19 protein-coding genes are annotated in these 19516 nt (G+C 40.7%); 16 read left to right on the forward strand and 3 right to left on the reverse strand.

The window, feature by feature from the left end:
* Positions 1 to 249: 249 nt before the first annotated feature.
* The 3 genes from ACMCM8_RS00190 (at position 250) to ACMCM8_RS00200 (ending at position 2377) form a co-directional block, all read left to right on the forward strand.
* Entirely contained in the window at positions 250 to 513 is a 264-nt protein-coding gene (locus tag ACMCM8_RS00190; RefSeq protein ID WP_412724268.1) for a type II toxin-antitoxin system HigB family toxin, read from the forward strand.
* A 35-nt stretch (positions 514 to 548) separates the two neighbouring features.
* Complete coding sequence (locus tag ACMCM8_RS00195) at positions 549 to 1745, forward strand: helix-turn-helix domain-containing protein (RefSeq protein ID WP_412724270.1); 1197 nt, start codon at positions 549 to 551, stop codon at positions 1743 to 1745.
* Positions 1746 to 2131: 386 nt separating this feature from the next.
* Complete coding sequence (locus ACMCM8_RS00200) at positions 2132 to 2377, forward strand: hypothetical protein (protein ID WP_412724272.1); 246 nt, start codon at positions 2132 to 2134, stop codon at positions 2375 to 2377.
* A 61-nt stretch (positions 2378 to 2438) separates the two neighbouring features.
* On the opposite strand, the gene ACMCM8_RS00205 is transcribed toward ACMCM8_RS00200, so the two are convergent.
* Both ACMCM8_RS00205 and ACMCM8_RS00210 read right to left on the reverse strand, forming a co-directional pair.
* On the reverse strand, positions 2439 to 2951 hold the full coding sequence (locus ACMCM8_RS00205) for a hypothetical protein (protein ID WP_412724274.1): 513 nt from the start codon (positions 2949 to 2951) through the stop codon (positions 2439 to 2441).
* 98 nt (positions 2952 to 3049) lie between these two features.
* The gene (locus ACMCM8_RS00210) at positions 3050 to 3313 is read right to left on the reverse strand and encodes a hypothetical protein (RefSeq protein WP_412724276.1); all 264 of its coding nucleotides are present in this window, start codon (positions 3311 to 3313) and stop codon (positions 3050 to 3052) included.
* Between the two features lie 181 nt (positions 3314 to 3494).
* On the opposite strand from ACMCM8_RS00210, the gene ACMCM8_RS00215 reads away from it, so the two are divergent.
* The 3 genes from ACMCM8_RS00215 (at position 3495) to ACMCM8_RS00225 (ending at position 5629) form a co-directional block, all read left to right on the forward strand.
* The gene (locus ACMCM8_RS00215; protein ID WP_412724278.1) at positions 3495 to 3725 is read left to right on the forward strand and encodes an AbiH family protein; all 231 of its coding nucleotides are present in this window, start codon (positions 3495 to 3497) and stop codon (positions 3723 to 3725) included.
* A gap of 219 nt (positions 3726 to 3944) precedes the next feature.
* Positions 3945 to 4313: a hypothetical protein gene (locus tag ACMCM8_RS00220; RefSeq protein WP_412724280.1), complete on the forward strand. Its 369-nt coding sequence runs from the start codon at positions 3945 to 3947 to the stop codon at positions 4311 to 4313.
* 191 nt (positions 4314 to 4504) lie between these two features.
* The gene (locus tag ACMCM8_RS00225) at positions 4505 to 5629 is read left to right on the forward strand and encodes a hypothetical protein (RefSeq protein WP_412724282.1); all 1125 of its coding nucleotides are present in this window, start codon (positions 4505 to 4507) and stop codon (positions 5627 to 5629) included.
* Between the two features lie 84 nt (positions 5630 to 5713).
* Here ACMCM8_RS00225 and ACMCM8_RS00230 read toward each other — a convergent pair whose 3' ends face one another.
* Entirely contained in the window at positions 5714 to 6445 is a 732-nt protein-coding gene (locus tag ACMCM8_RS00230; RefSeq protein ID WP_412724284.1) for a WYL domain-containing protein, read from the reverse strand.
* 189 nt (positions 6446 to 6634) lie between these two features.
* Between ACMCM8_RS00230 and ACMCM8_RS00235 the strand changes: the two genes are divergently transcribed.
* The 10 genes from ACMCM8_RS00235 to ACMCM8_RS00280 all read left to right on the forward strand — a co-directional run bounded on the left by ACMCM8_RS00235 (position 6635) and on the right by ACMCM8_RS00280 (position 19173).
* Positions 6635 to 7444, forward strand: coding sequence for a hypothetical protein (locus tag ACMCM8_RS00235; protein WP_412724286.1), 810 nt, complete (start codon positions 6635 to 6637; stop codon positions 7442 to 7444).
* Complete coding sequence (locus ACMCM8_RS00240; RefSeq protein ID WP_412724288.1) at positions 7437 to 10310, forward strand: hypothetical protein; 2874 nt, start codon at positions 7437 to 7439, stop codon at positions 10308 to 10310. Before ACMCM8_RS00235 ends, ACMCM8_RS00240 begins: the two co-directional genes overlap by 8 nt.
* Entirely contained in the window at positions 10300 to 11673 is a 1374-nt protein-coding gene (locus tag ACMCM8_RS00245) for a hypothetical protein (protein ID WP_412724290.1), read from the forward strand. Before ACMCM8_RS00240 ends, ACMCM8_RS00245 begins: the two co-directional genes overlap by 11 nt.
* A complete protein-coding gene (locus tag ACMCM8_RS00250) occupies positions 11666 to 12223 on the forward strand; it encodes a condensin complex protein MksE (RefSeq protein WP_412724292.1) in 558 nt (185 codons plus the stop codon). The genes ACMCM8_RS00245 and ACMCM8_RS00250 overlap by 8 nt, the downstream gene beginning before the upstream one ends.
* A gap of 75 nt (positions 12224 to 12298) precedes the next feature.
* Positions 12299 to 13171 carry a hypothetical protein gene (locus ACMCM8_RS00255; protein ID WP_412724294.1) on the forward strand — a complete coding sequence of 291 codons (873 nt, stop codon included), beginning with the start codon at positions 12299 to 12301 and terminating at the stop codon, positions 13169 to 13171.
* A 241-nt stretch (positions 13172 to 13412) separates the two neighbouring features.
* Positions 13413 to 14534, forward strand: a complete 1122-nt coding sequence (locus tag ACMCM8_RS00260; RefSeq protein WP_412724296.1) for a DUF3800 domain-containing protein — start codon at positions 13413 to 13415, stop codon at positions 14532 to 14534.
* A 420-nt stretch (positions 14535 to 14954) separates the two neighbouring features.
* Positions 14955 to 15512 (forward strand): recombinase family protein, encoded by a 558-nt coding sequence (locus ACMCM8_RS00265; protein WP_412724298.1) that lies wholly within the window; start codon positions 14955 to 14957, stop codon positions 15510 to 15512.
* 4 nt (positions 15513 to 15516) lie between these two features.
* Entirely contained in the window at positions 15517 to 16992 is a 1476-nt protein-coding gene (gene dgt / locus ACMCM8_RS00270; RefSeq protein WP_412724300.1) for a dGTPase, read from the forward strand.
* 7 nt (positions 16993 to 16999) lie between these two features.
* Positions 17000 to 18292, forward strand: coding sequence for a hypothetical protein (locus tag ACMCM8_RS00275; RefSeq protein ID WP_412724302.1), 1293 nt, complete (start codon positions 17000 to 17002; stop codon positions 18290 to 18292).
* A gap of 77 nt (positions 18293 to 18369) precedes the next feature.
* Entirely contained in the window at positions 18370 to 19173 is an 804-nt protein-coding gene (locus tag ACMCM8_RS00280; protein ID WP_412724304.1) for a hypothetical protein, read from the forward strand.
* Positions 19174 to 19516: the final 343 nt, after the last annotated feature.

Below are 19516 nucleotides of genomic sequence, written 5' to 3' on the forward strand. Positions count from 1 at the left end.
GCTTCTTTTGTGGAAAAGCGTGGATAGTGCCTCAGCCTCAACATTTTAGCCAAAATCTAACTCCCAGCGGATTTGCGATTAGTAGAATAAGGCATCGCAACTTGTTCGTTTATATATGCATTGTCTCTTACTCCCTCCTCATCAATCTCAAGCGCATTTGGTTTATACAATAAAATAATTTTAAAAACCATTTGGAATATTTGTATTTTGGATCAATAATGCAAATATGTATGTTAGAGGTAGTTCGTATTGCAAGTCATTAGGCAGGACAGATTAGCTGATTTCTCTGAAAGGTATGCAGAAAAACGTATAGCTTTACAGTGCTGGCTGGCGGAAGCCAAGAAAGCGAGCTGGCAGTGTGCCGATGACATTTTGAATGATTATAAGGGGGCAAAAGTCTCGGACGCTGATGAAGTCACTTTCGTTATTGGGCGCGGGACGGTCAAGGTGGTTACCAAAGCCATTTTTAGAAAGAATATTTTACGAATTGACGAGGTTGGATTGTCGGTTTAACCAGAGATGGAACTCACAGGGCTGGCGGATGAAACATGAATATTAAAATTATCAGAAATAGTGAAGAGTATAAAAAAGCAACAGATTATCTGGACGAGTTATTAGCGTCGGGTGATCAATATAATGACGACTTAATTGATGTCATGACCTTGCTTATCTCTAACTATGAGAATGAGCATTTTGATATTGGTTTTCCAGATCCCGTATCGGCTATTGAACATCGTATGGAACAACAGGGCATGACGAGAAAGGATTTAATCCAGTACCTTGGGAGTCAGAGCCGCGTCTCGGAAGTAATGAATGGTAAGGCTTCTCTGAGTCTATCTATGATCAAGAACCTGCATGAAGGGTTGGGTATTTCTTACGAAGTGCTCATGCAAGATCAGAAGCTTGAACCAGATCAGCGCAAAGTGAATTATGAAGACTATCCAATAACAGCCATGTTCAAAAAGGGCTTTTTCCCCAAAGCTATAAAATCAGCTTCCGATGCTAAATCGAAGGCTGAAGAGCTAATTCGCGACATGTTTGAGGCGGTAAAACTTACACCATTCGAAATGGCTGGAGTAGGGACACCCCATCTACGAAGCGCTGTCCATACAACGAATAAGCGCATGGATGACCTTGCACTTCAAGCATGGCAAGCGAAGGTGCTTCACCAGACACTTAATCACAAATTGCCAAAGTGCCAATTGGATTCCATCGATTTACCTTTCTTGAGAGAGACTTTGAAGCTTTCTCGTTTAGAAAATGGTCCGTTGTTAGCAAAAGAAGAACTAGCTAACAATGGTATCCACCTTGTATTCCAAGAGCATCTCCCTAAAACGTATCTTGATGGTGCGGCGATGTGGGGTTTGGATGGAAACCCTGTGATTGGGATGACAATCCGATATGACCGACTGGATAATTTCTGGTTTGTTTTGATGCACGAGCTTGCTCACGTTTCTCGCCACCTTAAGGATTCAAAGGAAGCCTATTTTGATGACATTGATGGTGATAAAGATAACAAAGAGGATGAGGCTGACGAGATGGCTTTAGACGCGCTTGTCGAAAAATCCGAGTGGGAAAAATACTGTGCGTTGCTTACTACCCCTGAGAGCGTCGTAAATCTGGCTAAGAAATTAATGGTAAGTCCTTCGGTTATAGCAGGCAGATACAGAAAAGAAGTAGGTGACTACAGAATTTACAACAGACTTATAGGAAGTAAAGAAGTTAGGAAAATGGTATTTCCGTAGGCGGGTATGGTGCTGCCCAAACAGTGCGCCAACACTGTTTGGGCGGAAAGTTGCCCAAAACCCAGCGAGGTGGACTCAGGAAGTTTCCTTGAAAAGCACGGCTAATTTAGTCGAAATCTCGAAAACTTTCAACCATCGCCTCCAAGATAACAATAAGGAGTGCGCTAATGGCTTCTAAGAACAAGTTGAAAGTTCCGAAAGGAATGAAGCTGATTTTTAGACCCTATCGCAAAGATCCTAAGTCTGGCCAGATGCTCTACGCGAGAAATCATGGCCTTAAGGCTTGGCCGATCCTTGTGCCTATAGAGACAGCTTAAAAATCAGTAAGAGAGTCGGGTCTCTATGAGATCCGGCATTTTAAACAGTATTATTTCGAGATTAATATCATGACTAACCGTAAACAATCATCATCAAAAATGGCTTCTCAAGCCTCATCCATTCTATCGGACAAAAGCTCTTCCCAGATCCAGAAATCACTTGCCGCTTCCGTTTTGAGTCAAACCAAAACCTCCCATCAAACTGGTGCGGCAATGGAGTCTAAGGCATCGAGTGTATTGCAAAGTGATAAATATAGTGCGGAAACGAAGTCTTTGGCTGCATCTGTATTGTCGCAGTCCAATAAGGCTCGCTAATCTTAAAGGCTGCTGAGGCAGCCTTTCTATGTATTATGACTAGTCACCTTCTGACACAAAGTTAAGTCGGCCAAGACACTCGTGCGTATTTTCCATCACCTTTAGATATATTCTTCCTTCTCACAAAGCGACTCTCAAAGGTAAAGTCATGAGATATCCGAATAATGAGTAATTTGTTGAAGTTACCGCTTCGTTTAACTTGAATTTGTGCTTCAGTTTTTTCTGGCGATATTGTTTTGATTTCTATGAAATCATTGCCCAGTTTACCGTCAGAGCCTTTCGTATGAGGTTTGTGTCTGATTATTCCAAACTCAATTTCGGCAAATAGTTCACCTAGTTCTCCCCAGATTTGAAGATATCGTCCGGTTAGTTGGTAATACTCTTTTGCGTTACTGACAAGGTTATCGAAAATTTGAATGAGTTCTTGTGATGGAAGACGAATTTCGTCCAGCTCTTCATCATCGAGCATTATCTCCCAATCGTCGGGGTTGTATCCGCAGGCTGCGGCATCGGCTATTTGGTCTGGGCTATAGCCTTGGTCGTGCATGTCATGCAGGAAGTCCCAGTCGCTCATAATTGTTCCTTTTACGAAAAGAAGTCCTCACTGTGTTGTATTGAGGCGATTCGCGCAATCATGTAAATGATAATTAGGTATCAAGTCAGCAGGAAAGGTTATTGTTTGGCACCTCGGCCAAGTTCTGGGGAAGGCTTAAAAGTATCTGGCATTTCACAGTCATAACTTCCAATTTTTTTATAAAACGGGTGTGTTTCAAATGTGTACACTTTGTCGTCTGTGCTAAGTAGCTGATTAGCATTCTCGGAGTCCGACGCTAAACTCAGTCCGTTTTTGTAAGCATGGCACTGGCCGTCATCTAAAGTTAGTTTGTAGCTGACTGATCTTAGTGAAGGATACTTCTGTTCCTTTTTTTTAGTCATGCTGCCGTACCTTACTGAAGTCATTATCCTTAAAGTTAGCACTTTTTAAAAAATAGACTACATTGATTTGGCATTGAATAGTGATGGCGTTTTATCGAAAAGTTGTGGGCTGGCAATATTAACCGTAAGGCAGCATTTGCTGCCTTTCAATTTTCTATTTTGGGGGGTAGGTGAGAGGGTTATGAGACGGTTGTTTATTGTTGGTAATGGTTTTGACATGTGGCATTTTTTGCCAACCAGCTACATGGATTTTTATAAAAGTAATAAAGAAATGCTGGATAAGTTAGATTTGTATTTTTCTGGCATTACCGGGAGTACAACCCCTTGGGCTGATTTTGAGAACAATTTGGGCACGTATGATTGGGGATCATTTTTTGACTACTATGTACTACCTCACTGGAATGGACAGTGAATTGACTTTTAATTGATTTAACTTTCTCACATGCAATCAATTAGTTGCATTTTGATACTAATTATAGAAATTTCAAGTTACCTGTTTATAATAACGGCTCCGGCAGTGGCGAGCTGCCTGTGACCGCAATTACAAAGTGGATGCACTCGCTGGTAAAAACCTATCGACTGATTACAGAAGTAGAATGATGTTGCGGATCATACTGCTCTTGGGATCAGTATGTCCGTTAACTATGACAAGCATAAGCTTCACGAAAACGTTAAGCGTCAAAGCAAACGTCTTGCGAAACTCCTAGATGTTCCCCTAGCTAAAGCTCAGTTTCTTTTATCTGTTCACGTGTATTCTGAGCCTTCTTATGCTGAGATAAGATCAAAAATAGATGATGGTCACCTATCTGGGAAGCTTCATTTTGCGCTTGTAGCGCCTGATGCTGAACAACATGTTTTTGATATCTTTGCAAAGGAGTTTGGAGACCTTTATCTGGCACTTGAAGAAAGTCCTGTAAAAGAGCTTTATAACGGCACAATTAGAGAGTTGATTTTTAAATTGTTTGATTTCAAGCCTGAAAATATATCATCTGCACGCTAAAGCCCTTTCATTTGCGGAATTAATCTCTTATCCTTTCGATAGGTTGACTGGACAGCCTGTATCTGCCAAACGTTTATCATAACGGTTGAAGGCGAAGTGGATTCATCCAGACAATATGTTTACGTTATTTTAAAGTGTGAGCCTTGGCAGGTGTTTGCGCTTTTTCTTTCTTAACTGAGAGTGGCGTAAATATGTCTAAAATTAATTTCTCGAAAAATATCTATCTCCAAGCGAAGCGTGCTTCGAAAGTTTTTGATATCTCACTCACCAAAGCAAAAGATTTGTTGGCAAGTGCGGTTTATCAGTGCCATAACTTTGATGATTTAATTTCAAAGTTCGAATCTAACAGCCTTAAAAAATCTGTATTCGGTTATTGCCAAATAGAACCTAGTGCCAGTGATGATGTAAAAGCATTCTTTGAGAAAAATATTGATAATTTATCTTGTCAATTCTTAAAATATTTATCTGCACCATATAGTCATGTAGCACTCATACGAGCAATTTATCGGATATTTGGCTTCGAAGTTCGGGACGAGGTTTTAGCTGTAGAATCCAGTTTTGTTTTCAATGAGTGGAAAGTATATCCCGGAATTAAAGGTAACAAACATACCGTGTTCTTTAAGGACTTAATGGTCAACGATATTCCATATCGCATTATCGCGGTAAATGTTGTCACACCAGACTCGTTTCGGAATCATAGTGCATTTGAAGTCCAAACGCTGAGAGATGAATTATCAAAGTATCGTTATGCACCAATTATGTGGCGTGATTGGAATGACTGGGAAGATGAGGCTAACACTTTTTTTAATACCATTGGTATCGGAAGTGCCCCCCACGGTGAAGCATTCAATAAGCTGGTTCAACCCAAGAATGGGCAGCAAGAAGAGTTTCAGTTTCACCTAAGCAATCTTATTTCTTCTGTCGCAAAAGAGCAGGTTGTGGGTGAGATAATGCCAGTGCAAATTGGTAACTATCAATACTACGTATTTGGCTATCCAATATCACATGAGAGTTTGACAGAGAGCACCATGAACTTTTATCTCAGTAATGAGCACATCTTAAATGAGAGGTGTGTATTTGGTCTTGGGAGTGGGCTTATTTGCTTTGAACTGTTCGAGCAGAGTGCAGAAGGTACATGTATAAGCGACAACATAGAATACTTTGCGGAGTTTTCGGGTGTGTTCGACTGCTTAAAAAATGTAGAATTCCAGCCAATCACAATTGGCGGGAAAACATATGAAGCTTTTTTTCGTCCTTGTATGACTATTGAATATGAGCGCTTGTATAGCAGTTCATTAACATTAAAAGAGTACTAGTGACTCCATATTTGTTCTTTTGTGCAAAGGATTTCAGGAGTTAGCTTCCTGTTGCTAGCCGTGAAGACTAGCAACAACCTTCTATTACATGGTATTTATTTTTAGTACTTTAAGTGGAAATAGCCTGTCAGGTAAGTCATTAAAGCCTAGCGGAGCAATATTCCAGTCTGACAAGAAAAAAGGAACTAAGGCCTTGTTCATACATATCGTTAGCTCGCCCGACTCCAATCCATAGTCAAAAGCGATGGCTTCAGGATTCTCTGGACTTCCATTTATGCCAACAACGACATTCTCTTTGGTATTCCAGTCTGGATCAAATGCCTTTTTCTGGTGCTCATCTAATGTTATTTCTGATTCACGAGAAGCAATAACGCGATTTAATTTAAAACTTCTAAATTCACCTGACTTGTGGTCAAACGCTCGAACATAAACAAAATTACCAGTCTTAATGAGTGTATGTGGCGCAATAACTCTGGTTGAGCGGCCACTACTGCGAGACAGGTACTCTATCTCTACTTTTTGAGCGAGATTCAACGACCTAAATATTGATGCAACAACCTTCAGCTCAGGCAAAACGCTTGGGATAGAGTAGCTGTTCACATTTTTTGCAAATTTGGGTTCACAGGTGACCTGTTGAGTGCCGTTAGCTATTAGATCTATTGCATCTTCGATCTTGTGTTCAAAGCAAGGACTAAACCATTTGGTTGGCGTATATGCCCTTAATCGGTGGTCATATAAGAGGTTATTTGCAGCAATTTCCTGATATCTATTAAAGTCTCTTGTAGACCACGCCTCTTTCACGTCAAACCTGTTCATGAGTTGTCGCCTGTTTATTGAGCCAAGGACATAAGCGCACAAATCAATGTATCGGAGGCGCTGTTCTTGTCTGATATCAGTAATATTTTCCATTTCGAAACACAAAAGCAGTTGATCTATGCCTATATTAATATATAGTGCGTACAAATGTATACTGTATATTAATGTACATACCGTTCGGGGTGGCCAATGAATTATGGAAAATCCATTGAAAATTATTTGCAGAAAATTGATTCCGGCAATCCGATTACACTTGGGAAATTCCTCAATCTTCTGAGTGCGCCTGCGCTCAATCTCATCTTCAGCAAATCAGATATTCAAGCGAGGAAGGTTTCCGGTGCGCTTTACCGAGTAACCCATTTAGCGCAACCTCTCCGAGAAGAGTTAGATCAGATAGTGGTAGAGCAGGGTACGGATCGCATTTCCGGCGCAAAACAAAATAGAAGTCACGATTATTCAGTGAATGGCTCAATGCTTCTCGTTAGAGAAGGGGCTGCTCATCCGGGGGTCATCATGTTTGATACCGATGGAAACTGCACACCAGAACTAAAACACCACCCATATGCACTCTTAGTAGAAAATAGACAAAACTTTATCGATATAGACAAAATCCTTTCCTTCATTGTTCAGCATTGCGAAGTGCAGCCAGAGGTTGCCGATCAATGCCTTGCTGTGTTCACAGAGGGAAATGCCATCGCCAATGCCTTACATAAGCAGTTTTTATCAACGTTTAAAGCTATTTATGTTTTGCTAGATGTTGATGCTGGCGGGTTACAGATTGCAAGTAACATCATCTCATTGTTACCCGATGCCACTATCCAATTCATAGTGCCTAAAGATATCAAAAAACGCTTAGAACACGTCAGAGAACCCGCAGACCCTAAGTCTATTGAAAAGGCGATAAAGCTTGGTAATACGCATCCACAACTGACTTACATCGCTCAACTAATTCGAAGCACACACAGAGAACTGGAACAGGAGAGTTACCTAGATGACTGATTTAGCTTATGACGGACTATTGGCTGAGGAGTACGTACTGAAACGTCTCGTCTATGTAAACTCTGCAAACCATGCTTATTCAGAGTTTCTCCTCGATGAGCATTTGGCAATGTTTGGTAGAAATAATGTCGGTAAAACAGCAAGTTTGGCAGGAACCAAGTTACTGCTTTTTCCTGAAGTGAACTTTAGCAACTGTGAAGAAAAATTTCGGTTCGTTGGAAACGGAGGCACCTACAATCAGGAGGATTCATATGAGTTCTATTTCCCTGAGGCAATATCATTCATCACCCTAGAAGTGCAAAACCCTGAAGGGACCTTTTGCATGATTTTGTATAAAACGTTTGGTTATACCTATGGTCGGATGTTTGTTCCTGTCGCATACGATGAATTGAAAGCTATCTTCTGGAATTGCGAAAAGAACCAGTTCAGTGAAGATTTAAGTGTAAAAGCGGTTAAGCAGTTTGTAATTGCGAATGATGGGCTGCAAACATCTGATCCAAGCGAAATTCGCGCTTTGATGTTTGAAGGGATGCGGGGAACTAAAAAACAACGACGCTTCTGTGTGTTGCCGATGAAAGATGCCAGACCAGATTCAATTGAAGCGTTCAGAAACATCTATCAGCTCGCATTTGATATAAAAAATTCAGAAAAAAGCACTTTGCCTAAGGCGATTGCCACACTTCTCGAAATGGGAAGGGGAAGGGATGAGGAAAGACTCAGTGCTGACCTCCTCAACATCGCTGACGACTACCGAGAGTTAGTATCAAAACAGGACCAACTTCAAACATTAAAGAACAACGAGCCGGGATTTAAGAGGCTCTTGGCTCACTTTAACCAACTAACTGATTCTCACAAAGAATACACGGTGATTTACAAAACTCTTCGCCATTTGTTGGACAATGCCAAGGAAAGCTTTGAGGAGCGAAAACAACGGGTTAGTAGCGCAGCGAAGGAAGCGACGGAAGAAAAAATAAATGCAGAGAAAGCAGCGACTGATGCCAATAGTGAAGTTATTAAATTAGGCGGTAAGATAGAAGAACTAGAAAACGGTCTTAAGTACACTGTCAAACGCGTTCAAGACACTAAAAATCTATACACATCACTTGGTTTCAGCACGGTAGATGAAACACTCGCGGCTTTGGATAAATCATACATTGAGAAGGATTCAACGTTAAGAGTCTTTCAACAAGAAGATGGCGTTCGTAAGCAACTCGCTTCAGATCTAGAAACCTTGAAACGATTACAAAGCAGTCAAAGAGAGTTAAACGCATACATATCTGATCAATCTGGTTCGATAGCTCATCAACTCGATGATACCGATAGCGCAAGCGTTATATCTTCCTTAAACAAAAATCTCGCATTAACTGTAGTGCTGATGACTGAAGATCAAATCGGCATTGTAAAAAACTTCACTGCGTTATTTGCACAAGAGAACTCTGGTTACCTCACTTTCCTTGATAAACCAATTAAAGATACCCTTTATGAGCAATACGACCCTATTGGATTAGTAGAGGAAGCTCGGATTAAGTTGGAGCTGGTGAATAAGCAGATTCGAGAATTAGATGCGAAGATTGAAGAGCAAAGAAAGGCGCTTAAAAGCAATAACATTGAAGAACTGATCAAAAAAACAAGTGACGAACTGAAGCGGCTATCGCGAGACAGAGACGATATTCGCTCTCTAAACTCGATGATCAAGAAACAAGAAGAAGACGAGAATCGACTGATTGCTTTGAAGAGAGAATTAACATCACATGAGATTCGACTAGAAGAAGTAAGAAATTCACTCTTGCAACTCACTGGTGTAGCGAGTGAAAAGCAACAAGCATTGCAATGTATTAGTGACGAGGAGAAGAGTTTATCGCGTTATGAAAATGTATTTAAAAGCATACAAAGACATGCGGATATAGACTTCGCCATTGATGAGCTATCGCAAGATGTATCCTTGGATGAGAAGTGGTTTGAAAAACTGAATAGCCTCTCAATGGGTATAGCTAGTCAACATACTAACGTTGCAAGTGACCTCTATCAGCTTCTATCTAGCGTGCAAATAGAGGGTGTTGAACAGCACAGAAAATATGATGCGTTGTCTGATATCTCCAAAGTAATAGATCGGTTTTCTGGTGAGTATGCAACCCTTCAATATGACCTTGAGCAGCTTAATACGAGCATTAGTACGCATAACCAGTTTGTTAGTAATCTTATCAGCGAACTTAAGACGTCAAAGCAGTTCCTCACGAATTTTATTGGCGGAATAAATGAAGAACTCAACAATAAACATGTGTCGAATTTATCCGAAATAAATTTGAGGCCAGAAATTAACAGTAGATTTGAGTCCTTGCTTGCAACACTGGAGAAGCAAGACATATCCGATGAAACACTACTTGAGCCTGAGTTTTATCAGTCTCTCACTCGGTTTGCGAATAGCTATTTTGATAAAAAATCTCGCAAACTTAAGATGCACGATATTATTCAGGCCGTTAACTACGAATACACTTTAGAAGAGACCGGAGAACGCGTCAAAAAGAGCCAATCTGGAGGCACTACAAGTACAATAACCGCTTTCGTATTGTCCGTACTCCTTAAGAAAATTACGCCTGACTACGTCGCATTGAAAATGCCAATAATCGTTGATGAGGTTGGCACGTTAGATTTCAAAAATACAAATGCGACGATTCAACAAATCGCCGAGCATGGATTCTCTATCTTTTGCGCCACACCAACATTTTCAGGTTACATCAGTCGTAATGTCGGTCGCTGGATAATGATTGATAGGGCGAAAATTAGTTCTCCCCTTGTTGCAAAATGTCACATGCACATACTGCCGGAGCACATCGAGAGCTTTGGAAGGAAGGCAAATGCGGCTTAATCGAGATGTCATATTATCGGCCATAATAAAGCACCAGAGTAGCTTTCTTCAGATCCTCGATTTCATTGACCAGCAAAACGGGGTGCCAGATATCCCTGAGATGCTTTACCTGAATTTGTATAGTCAAAAAATCTGTCAAGACAACGACGTTAACGTTCAAGCACACCTTAGTTTGCAAACGCTTCTGGAAAACGGTGTTTTCATTCATCACGACAAGAATCTAGGACGTCTTGCAGTTGCAGATGTCATCATAGACCTGCTTAGGTTTATTGATGTTAAAAGAGCAAGGGAACTCAATAGATATGATCTGGAAGATTTGCGTCAGCGAGTTTCAGATTATGTAAGCAATCTTTGTGATGCCACCACTAGTATGGACAGTTCAGATCTGAATGAATTATTGGGTTCTTTTTACCGCCTGTTAAGCGAGATTCATTCAAAGATTAAGGAAAATGTGGCAGCTCTGGACGCGCAGGTGAGGAAGGTTTCTCAACATTACAAAGAATTTAATACTGGAAACACAGCGATTTCAGTATTTGAACTTTATGACACTGTTACAGAACTCCATGATAAGTATGTTTTACCATGCTATGAATTTATCGACCCTATGATGGAGATGAAAGGCAAGAAAACCCTGACCCAATCGATTAATCAGCTAATCGCTCATCTTGCTTCTTATCCTGACAGGCTAAACGAATCCAATAGACTTCAATATCGCTTCACCGCAATCAGTAGCTACTACAAAGATATTGGTGCACTAGTTAAAAAGCTAAAACAATATTCAACTTATCTTGCACAAGATAGAGATCGCTTTCTCGCTATCGAGAACGCTTTCAATGCACTTGTAGAAGACATGGTGCCACTGCGTCATGGTAAGCAGAAAAACAAGTATTTAACGCCGAATTCCTCTGTTTTCCAATCTTTTACTATTTTGGATGGGCTGAGGGAACATAAGTCTACTCATGCTCCCAAGCTGAATTGGTTCGAAGGGCGCACGAGTCTCCGTTTTAAAGAATATCTCAATCTATTAGAGAGCCTTGAAACAAAGCCATCTCGTAGATCTCTTAGTCTCCTGCCAAAAGATGTGTTTGTTGAAGAAGAAAGGCAGATGGATATCTCAAAAATCATGTCGCGGATATCAATTCCTGACACGATCCATGATGTACATGACTTTGTTTTTAACGTTCTCAGTGAAGAATTAACCGGCTTTTGGTTGGGTGACGTTCTATGTGGGATTGAAGAAATTATGCCATATATCGCTTATGAAAATTTGGTATTCAGCCAACAGAGGCGTAGACAACAAGACGATAAATACTATTTGGACTATTTAAATGTTGAGCTGAAAGGGAGTATTTCACATGTATGACGTTGGACTAAGCATAGAGATATATCAAAATCTGACTTCTGGAAAAGTCATCAATAGTAAAGTGCTGAATAACAGTGGCAGCTTTGTTGCAAACCCTCTGTTTGAAGAAATTATGAATAATATTCAAGCATATTCGACTCAGTACGATATGTCTGGGCAGGAGTTAGTTAAGAAGAAAAATTTTGTATTTCTAAGGAAAAACACTGGGACTGTGGAGGATCTGAAAACCGATATAACCATGAAGGCAGCGCTACTATTGCTGATGCTTGGCAAATTCATCAATGAGCAGAACTTCCGATTCACGAAGTTGACAGAGCCTAGTGGTGGGATTACGCGAGCTGACATTGACTCTCTTCGAGAGATGGATGATGTGCAAGAGTTAATTGAAAAAGCAAAACTGAAAAGCGACTTATTTTCTGAGTTTAAAAACGTACTGATAAATCGAAATCTTTTGCTGGAGCTGCCCGGAAGCGAGAGATTTATCTTGTCAGAGTCTGGAGTCGCATTTTTCGATGAGGTTGTGAGGAATTTTTTGGAAAATGAATTGTAATAAACTAAATAACTGTCTAGTAAATGCCGGGAAGTTCAATGGACAAGAAAAAATTGAATATAGGGAAGACAATCTATGGATGTAGCATTTTGCAAAGACGATGGTGAAGAATACGAAATCCAAGAATTCGTAGCATTGCCCAATGCGGAGAGAGAAAGCAAAAGACGGGCGCTTCTATGCACAGAATGTAATGGATTCGCTTGGTTTAGAAAAGAAAGTCGGCTTTCTCCTGCGCACTTTTGCGCTCATCATGTCGATGATTGCAATTTCAAGACGCATTATGAAGAGGCCAGAGAAAGCGACGACGATGCACTTGAAACTGATAATGATGCATCTAAAACGCTAATTATTAATCTTGATGATGAAAAAGGAGGTTCAATAGAAGTCGCAGAGCCATATCCTGAGCGAGACCCCAACAAAGAATTCGAAAGTTCTACCAGCAATCGCTTTGTCCGGCGCAGATTTGATGGGGATACACCACAACAGTCAAACTTAAGGCGGCTGTTGTTACGATTAGTTAAAAGTGAGTCATTCAGAAATTCTTCGGATGAGGTGGTCTTTTACAAGCGCCAAAATGAGGTTTTTGTAAGCGGTGCCATTAAGAATGTAGTTAAACGATTTGACCAAATTACCGAATTTGATGATGACCGTTCCGCACTTTATTGGGGACCAGTAGCTTCTGTTGGTAAGACACCAGATGGGCGACTTTGGCTTAACTCAAGCAAAGATTACAGTTCAGCGAGCATTACCATTTTTGACGATATCGTGGATGACTTTCTTGAACTATTTGAGGTTGAAGACATCGATGACATGCTAGGGGCTTGGGTTATCGTTGCAGGCACTTGTCATTTCAGTGGCGAAGGCAAAGGCAAGCCGATTATTTGGTGTGGAACGCCAAACTATATCTTTGTAAGAAAGTACAGAGATCCAAATCTCGTGGCCAGTTAAGTCATATCCAGCAAAACCGTACTCCGAAACGGTTGCTGATTCTGAGTGCACCATTATTATTGAAAGTCTGGTTCTTAGGGTATGTATAGGGGGCAAGGATATGCTTTCAAATCGAATAAAGTATATCCTTGCTGGCTATTCAAAATAGGGCAAGATGCTATCAAAGAAGAGGTGATGGATTTATTCGATGAGATAGCATGTTTGATAAAAAACGACAGGAAGAGCTGGTTTTAAAGTAAATATGGATATCGACTATGTACGACAAATGATTATCAATCAGGAGCGATTTCGTAATGTTGATGATCAATATACGTTTTATTACGACGAAACTAATAACATTCGAAAGCTCTACCTCACAGACTCAGGCTTAAATGTTCAGCAAGACAATAGCTTCGTGCTGGCCGGGGTTGCCCACGTTGGTGAATTTAACAACAAACGTTTTGAGCCGCTTTTCAACTCACTTTTACTACAGAAATCCGCAAAAGAACTTAAGCTAAAGCATATCGCGAAAGGAGGACCTTTCGATATGTTGAAATCGAGCAAGCTCAAGAAGATCTTCGATTGGTTAAACGAGAATGAATTTTATATCCATTACTTCAATCTCAACCTATTGTATTGGTCTGTCGTTGACATCATCGACTCAATAATTGGCGAGATACGCGAAAGAGCATTTATATTATCCCACTTTCAGTTGAAAGGAGACTTCTATGATTTGGCTGTGTCAGATAGGCAGGTGTTCTTGTCACAACTATCTGCATTTAACTATCCAGACATTGATGAAGCTGAAGTAAAGGATTTCTGTCGTTGGCTGATCTTATTTGTTAAAGAACGATCTGGAAACCTTCCAACATATCGTGCTGAAGTGCTGAAAAGCCTTTTCGAAAGAGCGCTTCAGTTAGATGAATTACCCTTTATTTCTGGTTTTCATGGAAAAGAGCTTATTGATAACTTCATGGTGTTTTATCTTCAGAAGTTGTATATCTTCAAGAATTCACGACATGTTTTTGATGAAGAAGAGCAGATCCAAAGCCTATTCAAGGGGTTCTCTTTGGCTGAAAATGGGAAGCCCTACAAAAATCATGAGTTCGTCAAATCCCATGACTACCTAGGCGTGCAACTCTCTGATGTCATTGCAGGTTTTTTGGGTAAATACTTCACATATATTAAGGATACTAGTTCAGAGCAATTGATTAGTGATATTGCCAGCCTTACAGATATGCAGCGCCAGTGTTTTCAATCCTTACTACTATTGATTGACAGATCAGATGCTAGAAGTCGAGCCTTTTTCACTTTTGTGAACAGTGACGTTGAGAGGCAAAAACACCAGTATCTGTGTCAGGCAACAGTGAAGTGGGGGGGCTGAATGATGAGAAAAATTGTCAGGGCGAACATCAAGCGCATTAAACAGATCTTTCCGGTCAATTAAACTAATTGTTGAATCAGCATGTGCTCCTACCCTGCCCAAACTTGACGATATGGCAAAGTCCAAAGCAAAAGGCCAAGAATGTTATAGCTAAAGACTCAGAAAAGCAGAAGGCTTGAATCCTCGGCAACTTAAAAAATACAGAAATAGGCAAAAGTGCTTTGGCTGCCAATATGGCGATATATGTAAAGATAAGTTGAAACCAGCGTCACCACCCTATCGAAAAGTTAATTTACATCTGTTCATAAAACCTCCGTTTTCTGTACATTTTCATGTTTATCTCATCTTGTTCATATTTTGCTCGACAAGCTGTCCATAAACTTGTTAACTTATCTATGTAAATCTAAGGTACGTTTTGCGATGATTATCGGTTATGCACGAGTCAGTACAAATGATCAAAATCCGGCACTTCAAATTGATGCGTTGAAGCAATTTGGTTGTGATCGAGTATATGAAGAAAAAGTATCAGCAACTTCAAAGGTTCGGCCTCAACTTGAGCGACTAATAGATAGCCTGCGCGAAGGTGACAAAGTTGTCGTCTGGCGACTAGATAGGCTTGGTCGTTCAATAAAAGATCTGATTTCACTTGTTGAGTTGTTCAAAGAACGAAATGTTCAGTTTGTATCACTCACAGAAAACATAGATACAAGCAGTCCATCCGGGGAACTCATCTTCCATATTTTTGCATCCGTAGCTCAATTCGAACGCTCACTCATCATCGAACGAACCAAAAGTGGACTAACTGCCGCTCGTGCCAGAGGCCGAGTCGGCGGAAGAAAACCCTTGTTGTCAAAAGAAGATGTTAGGAAAGCTAAAGCAATGGCTTCAAACAATGACATTAGCATTAGCGAAATAGCAGAACATTTTAAAGTGAGCCGAACGACCTTGTACAAATATTTAAACCAAAAGAGTGAATGAGCACATGGATTACAACAACAAACTGAAGTGTGACCGGTATTATGTTTCTAGAATTGCTGGCCGGGACTTTAACGAAGAAATGGAAAGTGACCGTGGCCGTTCAATAAATTCAGCAGCAGTTAGAAGACTCCAGCAGAAAACACAGGTTTTCCCTTTAGAAACGAACGCCGCAGTTCGCAGCAGATTAACCCACTCACTTGAAGTTCAGCAAACCGGACGTTACATAGCAAAACTGATATTAAAAAAGCTGGATGAACAGGAATTAACGACTCAACTTGGTTTGAATGACAAGCGTGAAGGCTTTGTTAGTGCAATAGAGATAGCCTGTTTACTGCATGACGTCGGTAATCCAGCGTTTGGCCATTTCGGCGAAGAAGCAATCAATAACTGGGCACGTAATCGGCTCAAATCTATTTTCAAAGAAAAGTTTGGTGACGAAGTGGAAAGTGACACACTCGTAACTGACTTAATGACATTTGAGGGTAATGCTCAAGCTATTCGTTTACTGCATAGTTTGCAAAGCCTGAATCTGACTTTCACGCAAACTGCGTGCCTCATCAAATACACTAGACCAGCGTATGAAGATAAACCATCGGAAGGTGACGAGTTTGAATATAGAATGAAGAAGCCGGGATTTTACTATTCTGAGCAGGAATTTGTTCAGCAATTGAATGAAGCACTAAGCATCAGTAAAGGTTGCCGGTTCCCGCTCACTTACATAATGGAAGCGGCTGATGACATCTCGTACTGCATCGCGGATTTGGATGATGCTCTAGACAAAGAAATATTAGATGTTCTCCAGTTACATGATGCTATCAAGAAAACGTGGAATTCATTTAAGGGAAAGGAAGACGTTGCGGATAGCGTTGTTGACGAAGAATATCTGTTGAGCATAGCAGAATCAGCATTGGTTAATTATGAACGTGAATCACATAACAAAAACCATGCATATATGCTTACGCTGCGCACTAAGCTTGTTAATGACCTCGCAAACTATGCGTCAGATCGATTTATTCAAAATCACCAAGCAATTTTTGAGGGAACACTGGACGAGCCGTTACTCGGTGGGAGTGACAGATTTTACTTGGCGACGGAGACGCTAAAAAAAGTGGCGATCTCAAAGGTGTTCTCAGATCACGAAGTGGAACGGCTTGAGCTTAAAGGGCTTGCTGTTATTTCTGGCCTCCTCAATATCTACACACCGCTATTAGAACTTAATTTTGAAGACTTTAAGGTATTGTTTAAAAGAGAATTTTTGAAACCCTCGCCTATTGAGACGCGATTGTTCCATGACTTGTCTAGTAAGCATAAGCGAACGTATTCAGACAGTGTAAAAGCCCTCTTTGAGAAGAGCGACATATCTCAGGATGATGAAAAGTTAGAGCTGTATTACCGCTCAAGGTTAATTATTGATTATGTAAGTGGAATGACTGATCGTTTCGCGTTAGATGAGTACCGAGAACTGACTGCCACACTTTAGGTGATAAATGAGTATTGATAAATTTGGCAGCTTAGAAGAGCTTAAACAGTTCTTTAGCAATGGCGGTAATCCTTGGTTTGATGCGGAGTTCTCTCCACAAACACATAAGATAGTTGAAGCACTTGGCGCGAAGGGAGCACATCTCAACAAGTGGTGGGTGAGAACATCGATGGATTGGGAATGCCCATCTTGCAAGAGAAAAAAGCCACAAATCGCCAAACTTGATTCGCGCGGTTACGCTTCCTGCCAATTACATGAACATCATGACCACATGAAAGATATTGTTCGAAGACTTTTCGAAGAAATTTCGTCATCCAAAAAGCAAGTTGTTGCCACTGAGCTGGCTGAACGCTTCGCCATCAGAACGTCATTCGCAATATCCGCATATGACAATACGGTCATATGCGCGGACTGTAACAAGGCTGATGGCTTAGCTAAATTAAAGATAAAGGCGCATCCGGACTTTTCATTCTCTCCCGCTGAAATAGGTCGCTTTGTTAAGCCCAGAAATAATCAAGAACATGAAATAGACGCTGAAATCGCTTCCGTTATTTGGCGTGAGAATATTGATGTCTTTGACAAGCGAATGAAGCTAGCAAAGTATATAGCTGATCAAGCTGCAAGTGACACACATTGGTATCAGCCCTCCAACTCATCGGCAAAAGAAGTCGAGAGAGCAGCGACTTACCGCTTCAATCTGCGAGGGCTAAATTCGTTGCACTACGATCCTGAAAAACTGCTATACAACTCAATGCCATTTAAAGGTAATCATTCATCTTGGCGATTAAAACCTAAGCAACAGACCAAGGATAAACCTACAGCAGGTCAAATTGCTCATCTTTCACAGACAAGAGGGCGCAGTTGGACAAGGTATGATAATAATTGGAAATGTCCATGTTGTGAGCGTTCTAAATACGACTGCCTAAAGCCCTCGAAAAACAACCCTTGGGTTTTCGAAGTAAAATCCATTCTTGCCCACAATACAGAAAGCGATTCATTTGCTGACGATATTAAAGTGTGTAATGAGTGTTTTAACGCTGCGAACCACCTTGGACGAGAGGCTATTGAAGAAGTGAAAGAAGAAGATCCTACAATTGATGTTTACTTTCCTCATAGCCTTATAGCGTTCGAGGAGCTTAAATCGGTAATTGTGGCGCGGCCACATTCATCTCATCTAATAAACAATGAACTGGCAGAGGAGGCGGTTAAGACAGCGATAGAAAGAATTGTCGATGAAAATTACAACAACTCTCCCAAACACAAGGCGATATTGAGGGAAAAGCATTTGTTGCAAGGGTAAGTCGTACATGAACATTCACACCTGCAACTGCTGGAATACCCAAAGCTCTTAATCCAATAAATTTATAAAGGTCTTTTATGGCTATTAGCGATGAATACGGTTCAACATACTGCGCTCCGATTTTTCTCTCAAAACCGTTTATGCAAGACGGTCATACCGCAGAAAAGGCCAATGGAACGATGACGTTCGTGAAATATCAAAATGCCAGATACGTAGTAACCTGTTCACATGTATATCACCAGCAAAAACTGCATACATCATCAGAAAGACATCTAACGGCGGTAGGTAACAGTAAAACGGTCTTTCAATTTGGTGGCTATGGACCGGACGGGTACGTGAGTGCCTTCAAAGCATTACAAAAAACCGAATTAGACAATCAGAACCCAGATATTGCTATTGCTCCTGTTGGTCGGTCCTTCATCGAACTATACATGTTAAAAAACAATAAAGATTTTATCGATCTTGATAACTGGATTGAGCCAGATTGGGGATACAACTGTCACAAGTTAGCGTGTGGTTATGCGACGGAACATAAGGTTCAGACTGAAACCCATGTACTTGCCGCATATTTTCAGGCAATTCTGGAGCCAACCTTACCCGCAAATCCTACTAGGAACACTTTTTCCCTATTTTCTAGTCTTGAGAATGAGCATAACTTTTACTTTAGTGGAATGAGTGGCGGCCCGGTATTTACTAAGTTTGAAGAAAGTAAGAACCTCTCGGCAATAGGAATTATTTTTGAAGGAACACCCGGTAGTTCTAAAGAGTGGGCGTTGCGTGATGAAGGGGCATTTTTTACTGGTTCGGACGTCAAGCTGGACGCGCTGCTTTTAACGCCTTCCATTTTTAAGCAATGGCTACAGATGGCGGATTTGCTCTAGTGATGGTAACGGATTGTTGACGCGGTAAAATATCTAATCAAAACCTAACTCTTCTTATACGTATAGGATTTTTGCGTCGTGGTGTCTAACTACTTTCTAGTTTCTTCCATCTTAAAGCAAACATCTCATCTAAATCAGTATCGAGGTGGTCTTCACAGCGAAACAAAAATACCTTTTTGATAGCGCTAGTTTTTTCATCCACTGACAAAATCTCAGTTGAGAAATAGACGTTTTTCTTGCTGCACGCACTGCATTCTTCGTTTTTGAAATCAATCATGTCGTTTTATATCAGTGATAATTAGTCGAAGTAATTCTCTGAGCACTTTTTGCTCATTGGCATCCA

It is taken from the genome of Alteromonas sp. D210916BOD_24, from assembly GCF_047159385.1.
In the GTDB taxonomy this organism is placed as follows: domain Bacteria; phylum Pseudomonadota; class Gammaproteobacteria; order Enterobacterales; family Alteromonadaceae; genus Alteromonas.

Coding starts and splice junctions, on each gene's coding strand:
- ACMCM8_RS00195 (WP_412724270.1), top strand. CDS start 549: ATGAATATTAAAATTATCAGAAATAGTGAAGAGTATAAAAAAGCAACA.
- ACMCM8_RS00200 (WP_412724272.1), top strand. CDS start 2,132: ATGACTAACCGTAAACAATCATCATCAAAAATGGCTTCTCAAGCCTCA.
- ACMCM8_RS00205 (WP_412724274.1), bottom strand. CDS start 2,951: ATGAGCGACTGGGACTTCCTGCATGACATGCACGACCAAGGCTATAGC.
- ACMCM8_RS00210 (WP_412724276.1), bottom strand. CDS start 3,313: ATGACTAAAAAAAAGGAACAGAAGTATCCTTCACTAAGATCAGTCAGC.
- ACMCM8_RS00215 (WP_412724278.1), top strand. CDS start 3,495: ATGAGACGGTTGTTTATTGTTGGTAATGGTTTTGACATGTGGCATTTT.
- ACMCM8_RS00220 (WP_412724280.1), top strand. CDS start 3,945: ATGTCCGTTAACTATGACAAGCATAAGCTTCACGAAAACGTTAAGCGT.
- ACMCM8_RS00225 (WP_412724282.1), top strand. CDS start 4,505: ATGTCTAAAATTAATTTCTCGAAAAATATCTATCTCCAAGCGAAGCGT.
- ACMCM8_RS00230 (WP_412724284.1), bottom strand. CDS start 6,445: ATGAACAGGTTTGACGTGAAAGAGGCGTGGTCTACAAGAGACTTTAAT.
- ACMCM8_RS00235 (WP_412724286.1), top strand. CDS start 6,635: ATGAATTATGGAAAATCCATTGAAAATTATTTGCAGAAAATTGATTCC.
- ACMCM8_RS00240 (WP_412724288.1), top strand. CDS start 7,437: ATGACTGATTTAGCTTATGACGGACTATTGGCTGAGGAGTACGTACTG.
- ACMCM8_RS00245 (WP_412724290.1), top strand. CDS start 10,300: ATGCGGCTTAATCGAGATGTCATATTATCGGCCATAATAAAGCACCAG.
- ACMCM8_RS00250 (WP_412724292.1), top strand. CDS start 11,666: ATGTATGACGTTGGACTAAGCATAGAGATATATCAAAATCTGACTTCT.
- ACMCM8_RS00255 (WP_412724294.1), top strand. CDS start 12,299: ATGGATGTAGCATTTTGCAAAGACGATGGTGAAGAATACGAAATCCAA.
- ACMCM8_RS00260 (WP_412724296.1), top strand. CDS start 13,413: ATGGATATCGACTATGTACGACAAATGATTATCAATCAGGAGCGATTT.
- ACMCM8_RS00265 (WP_412724298.1), top strand. CDS start 14,955: ATGATTATCGGTTATGCACGAGTCAGTACAAATGATCAAAATCCGGCA.
- dgt (WP_412724300.1), top strand. CDS start 15,517: ATGGATTACAACAACAAACTGAAGTGTGACCGGTATTATGTTTCTAGA.
- ACMCM8_RS00275 (WP_412724302.1), top strand. CDS start 17,000: ATGAGTATTGATAAATTTGGCAGCTTAGAAGAGCTTAAACAGTTCTTT.
- ACMCM8_RS00280 (WP_412724304.1), top strand. CDS start 18,370: ATGGCTATTAGCGATGAATACGGTTCAACATACTGCGCTCCGATTTTT.